The organism is Flavobacteriales bacterium, from assembly GCA_016779995.1.
GTDB lineage: Bacteria > Bacteroidota > Bacteroidia > Flavobacteriales > UBA7312 > UBA8444.
In genome coordinates, this window is the sequence record JADHMO010000002.1 from 231,002 (window position 1) to 237,557 (window position 6,556).

General features: G+C 35.1%; 6 protein-coding genes. 4 read left to right on the forward strand and 2 right to left on the reverse strand.

Features of this window, described 5'->3' with window-relative positions:
- Nucleotides 1–16 precede the first annotated feature (16 nt).
- The 4 genes from ISP71_02940 (at nt 17) to ISP71_02955 (ending at nt 3,973) form a co-directional block, all read left to right on the forward strand.
- Complete coding sequence (locus ISP71_02940) at nt 17–1,531, forward strand: glycine--tRNA ligase (protein MBL6663038.1); 1,515 nt, start codon at nt 17–19, stop codon at nt 1,529–1,531.
- Nucleotides 1,532–1,743: 212 nt separating this feature from the next.
- Complete coding sequence (locus ISP71_02945) at nt 1,744–2,058, forward strand: helix-turn-helix transcriptional regulator (GenBank protein MBL6663039.1); 315 nt, start codon at nt 1,744–1,746, stop codon at nt 2,056–2,058.
- Nucleotides 2,055–3,086 (forward strand): DNA cytosine methyltransferase, encoded by a 1,032-nt coding sequence (locus ISP71_02950; GenBank protein ID MBL6663040.1) that lies wholly within the window; start codon nt 2,055–2,057, stop codon nt 3,084–3,086. The genes ISP71_02945 and ISP71_02950 overlap by 4 nt, the downstream gene beginning before the upstream one ends.
- Complete coding sequence (locus ISP71_02955; GenBank protein ID MBL6663041.1) at nt 3,083–3,973, forward strand: NgoPII family restriction endonuclease; 891 nt, start codon at nt 3,083–3,085, stop codon at nt 3,971–3,973. Before ISP71_02950 ends, ISP71_02955 begins: the two co-directional genes overlap by 4 nt.
- Before the next feature lie 106 nt (nt 3,974–4,079).
- On the opposite strand, the gene ISP71_02960 is transcribed toward ISP71_02955, so the two are convergent.
- Nucleotides 4,080–5,723 carry a T9SS type A sorting domain-containing protein gene (locus ISP71_02960; GenBank protein ID MBL6663042.1) on the reverse strand — a complete coding sequence of 548 codons (1,644 nt, stop codon included), beginning with the start codon at nt 5,721–5,723 and terminating at the stop codon, nt 4,080–4,082.
- 293 nt (nt 5,724–6,016) lie between these two features.
- Nucleotides 6,017–6,556: aminoacyl-tRNA hydrolase (locus ISP71_02965; protein MBL6663043.1), on the reverse strand; the 540-nt coding region annotated here is incomplete at its 5' end.

The following is a 6,556-nucleotide window of genomic DNA, read 5'->3' on the forward strand; positions in this document are numbered from 1 at the left end:
TGTTTATTTTTGCGACATGGCAAATTATGAAGAAGTGTTTAAGAAAGTAGTCGCTCATGCGAAAGAGTATGGTTTTATTTTTCAGTCGAGTGAACTTTATGACGGTCTAGCTGCGGTATACGATTATGGTCCGAATGGCGTAGAGCTAAAAAATAATATTCGCAACTATTGGTGGAAGTCAATGGTTAATATGAACGATAATATAGTAGGCTTAGATTCTGCTATTTTTATGCACCCCACCACATGGAAAGCCTCCGGTCATGTTGATGCCTTTAACGATCCATTGATTGACAACAAAGATTCTAAAAAGAGATATCGTGCCGATGTTCTTATTGAAGAGCATGTAGCTAAAATAGAGGCTAAGATTGAAAAAGAAGTCAATAAAGCCGCCAAGCGTTTTGGCGATAGTTTTGATGAAGAACAATTCGTTTCTACAAATCCTAGGGTGGTTGGCTACAAAGAAAAATGCTCCTCAATTATGCAACGTTTTGCCCAAGCTATGAGCGACAATGACTTGGCAGATGTCAAAGCACTTATTGAAGAATTAGGTATTGTATGCCCTGTTTCAGGCACAAAAAATTGGACCGATGTGCGTCAATTTAACCTGATGTTTAAAACACAAATGGGTTCTACTGCCGATGGGGCGACAGATTTATACCTCAGGCCAGAAACGGCTCAAGGTATATTTGTCAACTTCCTCAATGTGCAGAAAACAGCCCGTATGAAATTGCCTTTTGGTATTGCTCAAACTGGTAAAGCTTTCAGAAATGAAATAGTAGCTCGACAGTTTATCTTTCGGATGCGAGAGTTTGAACAAATGGAAATGCAGTTTTTTGTAAGACCAGGCGAAGAAATGAAATGGTACGAACATTGGAAAGAAAGCCGCATGCAGTGGCACCTCAGCTTAGGAATTGATAAAGAAAATTTTCGTTTTCACGACCACGACAATTTAGCCCACTACGCTAATGCCGCTTGTGATATTGAGTTTAAGTTTCCATTTGGATTTAAAGAGTTGGAGGGTATTCACTCTAGAACAGATTTTGATTTGAAAAGTCATCAAGAACATTCTGGAAGAAAAGTGCAATACTTTGACCCTGAAATTAATGAAAGTTATGTGCCTTATGTGGTAGAAACGTCTATTGGACTAGACCGCATGTTTTTAACTATACTAAGTCATTCGTATCATGAGGAAGAAGTCAATGGTGAAAATAGATTAGTGCTGAATATTCCGCCCATGTTATCGCCAGTCAAAGCCGCTGTATTGCCACTGACTAAAAAAGACGGTTTGCCAGAAAAGGCCAAAGAAATTTTGAAGTCCTTGCAATACGATTTCAATTGTCAATACGAAGAAAAAGACTCCATAGGAAAACGTTACAGACGCCAAGACGCTATCGGAACACCATATTGCATTACGGTAGATCACCAAAGTTTAGAAGACCAAACGGTTACCCTTCGTGATAGAGATACTATGCAACAAGAACGTATTGCTATTGAGCAGTTACACAGTCTTATTTCAAAGAAAGTGGGCTAGAATCGTGAATTAAATTAGCTTTAGTTTCTTGAAACTTTATGTTTTGTACGCAAGCTGAAAAAAGCCACTGCACGTTCAAGCACATTTCATTTTGCTCTTACCTCACATAATAAAAAGAGTTTTCACTTCCCCACCGCCACCCGAAAAAAGTCGACTATATTGATTGAAAATTGAAAAGAAAGCGATATTTTTGTCAAAATATGACAAGTCTTATGAAAACAACATTTGGAGAATACATAAGAGAATTAAGAACAGATAATGAGCTGACTCTGACTCAACTTGCTGCTAAATTAAATTTAGATAGTGCTAACTTGAGCAAGATAGAAAATAATAAACGGGATTTTGACAAAAAGAGATTACCACTCTTGGCTAAAATTTTTGATTTAAATCTAACGGATTTGGAGAATGAATACATTTCTGACCAGCTCGGAAAACAAATTTATGAATACAACTGCTCGAAACAGCTTTTAAAAATTGCGGAAGCTAAAGCAGAATACAGAAGAACCTTAAAACAAAAAGCAATATGAATATAGTATCATTTTTTGCAGGTGCAGGTGGACTTGACCTTGGATTTGAACAAGCAGGATTTAATGTTGTTTGGGCAAACGAATATGATAAAGAAATTTGGGAAACCTACGAAAAGAACCATAAAAACACTGAATTAGACAGGCGAAGTATTGTTAATATTAAAGAGGAAGATGTTCCTGAATGTGATGGAATTATTGGGGGCCCACCTTGCCAAAGTTGGAGCGAAGCAGGTGCATTAAGAGGAATCAACGATAAAAGAGGACAACTTTTTTTCGACTTTATTAGGATTTTAGAAGCAAAGCAACCCAAGTTCTTTTTAGCAGAAAATGTTAGTGGTATGCTTTTGCCGCGACACAAAGACGCTTTGCAGAATATAAAAGAAATGTTTAAAAATGCAGGTTATGAATTATCATTTCAGCTTTTAAACGCTTTTGATTATAACGTGCCACAAGATAGAAAGCGAGTGTTTTTTATAGGTATTAGAAAAGATTTAGGCTTTAAGTTTGAGTTCCCAACAACTACTTTCCCAAAAATATCTCTAGAAGAAGCAATAAGTGATTTGCAAGAAGGTGTACTACCAGCTTTAGAGTATAATAAGACAAATGGTGATAACTGCTCAACTCCTAATCACGAATATATGATTGGAAATTTCTCAACTATTTTTATGTCAAGAAATCGTGTTAGAAGTTGGGACGAACAATCATTTACTATTCAAGCAGGTGGAAGACACGCACCAATTCACCCACAAGCACCAAAAATGAAATTTATTGAGCAGAATAAAAGAATCTTTGTTCCAGGAAAAGAACACTTGTATAGAAGATTAAGTATTAGGGAGTGTGCAAGAATTCAAACTTTTCCTGATAACTTTATATTTCACTACGACAGGGTAGCTGCGGGTTACAAAATGATAGGTAATGCAGTTCCAGTAAATCTTGCAAAATTTTTAGCTGAAAGCATAAAAGTGCAAATCGAAACACGAACAGTTAAGGAAACTGTAAAACAGAGTAAAGAATTAGAAACAGTATGACCAATATTTTAGAAGCTATTCACAACATTGTAAATCATAAAAATTTTGCAATTAGGGAGTTTTATTCAGGAAGAAATAGAGCTAACAGTATGGGAGACGCTCTCGAAAATTATGTCAAAGATGCATTTGCAGATACATTTCAAACAAACAATGAACTGTCTCGTTTAGAGACTTACAACGAAAAATTTTCTTGGTTAGGTTCTCAAAACAATCCACCTGACATAATGATTAAAGGTGGTGATGCAATCGAAGTTAAGAAAACTCAAAGTGCAAATAGTAGTTTAGCACTTAACAGCAGTTACCCAAAATCTGATTTACGACATACAAGCCCAATGATTACAAGTGAATGCAAGACTTGTGAAGAATGGACAATTAAAGATTTGATATATTGTGTTGGTCATACTTCAGATACAAATTTGAATTCATTATGGCTGGTTTACGGAAGTATTTATGCTGCCAAACACGAAACTTATCGAAGAATAAAAACAACTATTTCTGAAGGAATTAAAGAAATTCCAGATGTTATTTTTTCGGAAACCAAAGAACTAGGAAGAGTCAATCAAGTAGACCCTTTGGGCATAACTAATTTGAGGATTAGAGGAATGTGGCAAATTGAAAATCCAAGAAAAGTTTTCAACTACCTCCACGAACCAACATATAAGGAATTTGAACTGATATGTATAATTCCTGATGAAAAATATAATAGCTTTCCTGAAAGTAGTAGAACTAAAATTGAAGGAATTACAGAAAATGGTTTTAGTGTAGAAAACAAAAAAGTGAAAGACCCAAACAATCCAGCAAATTTATTGGATTGTAAACTGATAAAATTAAGTGTACAGCCAACGCAATGTTCAATCACATTACAATCCTCTTTCCTGCGGTTATAAAGAGCTTTCACACCAACGCTAACGGACTGAAAAACTGATAAGAAAGGTGTAACTTAATATCTAATTGTCAATCATCTAAATACTCATTTTTATAACAATTAGATTGCTACTGCTTAATAATGGTTCGACTGATAAAAACACCTGATTTGTTTTTTACTTTCAGCAAATAATTGCCCTTTGCTATTCCTGTTAAATCTATACTAATTCTATTTTGCCCTTCTGCTATATCATAGCTGTCATAAAATATTTTCTGTCCCTTGAGATTTAAAATCTCGAATGAAAATTGCTCGTTATTTTCCGACTGAATTTCTATAAATACATTTTCTGTTACTGGATTAGGATATATTTTGTCTATTGAAAATGTGCTATTTATAGGAGTATGCTCTGTAATGCTTACTGAATTACACTCATCGTATTTAGCAACGTACTGCTGACAATTTGAACCCACACAGTGAGTCCACAAACTATATATATTGCAATAAGTACGAACTGCAGAGCTATAATCTCCCACAAATACATCTTGTCCAACAGCATCAAAATCGATGATGTCAGTACTCATCAATTTGGGGTATAAAAATGTTTCGCCATAGTTTGTAGAATAAATTATTTTATACTGTGATTTCAATTCATCATTGACAATATTGCCCCCAATACTAACTTTATTTTCTTTAGCTGATACTACTGGCATAAAAACCATGTCATTGAAATAATCTGTCAAAGGTTTGGGCTCTGTCCAAGTCTGTCCTTTATCTGTTGATTTAGAGTAAAACGATTTTACTTTAGAGTCATAATAGTCTGACCACACTAAGTGCAAATTTTCATCACCATCGATAGCTAATGAAGGGGCACTACTCTCACGATTATTTATAACAACATTGTTAGAATTAGGAGTTAATGAAGTTCCTTGATATATAAGGTAAGGGTCAGAAAACGTTTGTCCTCCATCACTAGAATTTATGTAAAGAACCGTGTGTTGCTCTGTATTAATAAACGAACAATGTAAAATTCCATTTTTATCTACAAGAATATTAGCATGTTGAATAGCGCCTTCGTATGCCATAACAGGATTTTCAAATGCTGTACCCTGATTATTTAGTGTCTTAACAACTAATCCAAAACCATAACTTAATGAGCCTTGAAGAAAAGAGATATAACGGCGATTAGAATATGTGCCATCCGTCATATCTACTGCCATCCATTGTCTATCACATACACCTGTTTCTGTATCAACAATTTGTATTTGACCATTACTTAAATCTAATACGCCTTTGCCGAAAAATTTATTATCTCCATCTTCAAAAGTAAAGGTCTGACCATTATCCGTTGATTTTGCCCAAAAGGAACGCCATAGTAAATTGGATAGGTAGTTGGGTTCAGAAGGATTAGCAAGTAAATAAATCCAAGAACAATATAAAGTTCCTTCTTTATCATAGGCAAACACTATATCGCCCCCACCTGCTGGGGTATGTGACGGAAAAAAATCTTGTAAAGCTGCTGAAGTATTTAATAGAGACTCTTGCCAACTATCTCCGCCATTGGATGAGTGAAATATTTTAAAACCAACTCCAGAGCCCGTTTGCATAAAACCAACGACTAATTTATTGGAATCAAGTGGATTAATAGCAATATGAGCTTCTCCTTCTTGACCAGATGAATTTGAATTAATAGCTTGGTCATAACCTTGTGCTAATAAAAGAGTGTTAAAAATAAAAGTAAATGAAAAGATTATTGAATGAGTAAAGATTTTCATAGCAAATTAAGTTTGTAAGTTAGTTTTCTTTAAATATTAAAGATTTGTATTCAGGAAGTAACTTTTCCTCAAGTATATGGTGCAATAATTTTGTTTGTGCTGAGTCTTGTTTTGTTGTTATTGGAATAGCTGAATTGCTATGATTCTTCGTCTGGGATGTTTGTTGAAGTGAAGTACAAGAATGTAACAACAGTAAAATGAGTATTGAAAAAAATAGGGTTGCTTTCATGAGCTTATATCAATGACGTCTTTAAGTTTTCGCCTTTATTCTAACAAAGTTAAATAAAATTGCTCTACTTTCCGTTAAAATCACTCATAGTTTGGGCCAAGCCAATAGTGCCAAAAGCGAGTACCATCTTTGTAGCGTGTTGAATGCGTTCTGACAAGTCCTTTTCTTCGTCTGTTGTCCACTCGGATAAGACGTATTGAGCCTGTTGCCCTTTCAAAAACTGATCGCCTACACCAAATCGCAAACGGGCATATTTAGTATGCCCTAAATAATAATTGATATCCTTTAAACCATTGTGTCCACCATCTGAGCCTTTACCTCTAAGTCGCATGACCCCAAAGGGCAAAGCAATATCATCGGTCACTACAAGAACATTTTCGACTTTTACTTTTAGATGTTGCATCCAATAGCTTAAGGCTTTACCGCTCAAGTTCATAAAAGTGGTAGGTTTAATAAGGTGATAGATTCTGGACTTATGTTTTATGGAAGTGTAGTAAGCGTGTTTTTCCTCTTTAAAAGAAGTATTGGACGACTCGGCTAGAGCGTCCAATACTTTAAATCCTATATTGTGTCTTGTATTTTCGTACTTGACACCAGGGTTTCC